Genomic DNA, 1311 nt, shown 5'->3' on the forward strand with positions numbered 1-1311 from the left:
ACTAGGTTCTAGTGGTCGTCGCAACACCCCAGTTCAGGGGGTATGCGATGGACTTCGAGATCCGGGAGAAGAGGACGGCCCAGGGCCCCGTCAAGCTGAGTCGGGAGCGAGAGGCATACTCCCGGCTCATGAAACAGGGGCTGAGCAACCGAGAAGCATGCGAGATCGTCGGCATCTCGGTTCGCACCGGCAGAAAATGGCTGTACGGGCGCAAGGCCCACGGGAAGCAGAGGGCGCTTCCACCGCTCGGCGCGGTGGAAGCGCCCTCAGCGCCGTCCCGGTACCTGTCGGAGGCGGACCGCATTCACATCGCGGATCGACTGCGTGAGAAGGCTTCAGTCCGTGAGATCGCGCGCGAACTGGGACGCAGCCCCTCCACCGTCAGCCGGGAGATACGCCGCAACCGGTCGCACGTCCGAGGCAGCCTGTGGGCCTACCGCCCGCACGCGGCCCAACGCCGCGCCAATGAACGCCGGCCCCGGCCCAAGCCCGGCAAGATCGGCCAGAATCCCGAACTGCGGGACTTCATACAAGCCCACCTGTCCCGGCGCTGGAGCCCCGAGCAGATCAGCCACGTACTCCGCAAGCTGTTCCCCGACCGCCCGGACATGCAGGTGGTCCACGAGACGATCTACCAAGCCCTCTACAACAGCGGCCGCGGCGAACTGCACCGCGAACTCACCCGCACCCTGCGAACGGGCCGCATACGCCGCCGCAGCCACCGGGACGCGAAGAGACGCCGGCCCCGCGCCGTGCGGGACATGGTCCTCATCACCGAACGCCCCCAGGAAGCGGCAGAGCGGGCCGTTCCCGGCCACTGGGAGGGCGACCTCATCATCGGGAAAGACCACAAGACCGCGATCGGCACGCTCGTAGAACGCAGCAGCCGCTACCTCGTCCTCGTCCATCTGCCCCTCGGCTACACCGCCGGACACACCCGTGACGGGCTGATCCGCGCCGTGACCACGATGCCGCCGCAGCTGCGACGCTCGATCACCTGGGACCAGGGCTCTGAAATGGCCAGCCACCGCGCGTTCACGGCCGCCACGAACGTCCCGGTCTACTTCTGCAACCCCGCGAGCCCTTGGCAGCGAGGCACGAACGAGAACACGAACGGCCTGCTGCGGCAGTACTTCCCCAAGGGCACCGACCTCTCCCGCCACAGCCGCGAGGACCTCGACACGGTCGCCCAGGCCCTGAACAGTCGGCCACGAAAAACGCTCGGCTGGGAAACCCCAGCCGAGCGTCTGTCTAAACTGCTGGCCACCACACGTCAGTGATCACGTGTTGCGACGACCCCTGGAATCTGCC

At 67.3% G+C, this 1311-nt stretch carries 1 protein-coding gene; it reads left to right on the forward strand.

Going from position 1 to position 1311, the window contains the following annotated elements; all coding sequences use genetic code 11:
• Positions 1-47 precede the first annotated feature (47 nt).
• Positions 48-1280: an IS30 family transposase gene (locus IF89_RS0135390; RefSeq protein WP_030777240.1), complete on the forward strand. Its 1233-nt coding sequence runs from the start codon at positions 48-50 to the stop codon at positions 1278-1280.
• Positions 1281-1311 lie beyond the last annotated feature (31 nt).

This window comes from Streptomyces sp. NRRL F-2664, from assembly GCF_000719345.1.
Taxonomy (GTDB): Bacteria; Actinomycetota; Actinomycetes; order Streptomycetales; family Streptomycetaceae; genus Streptomyces.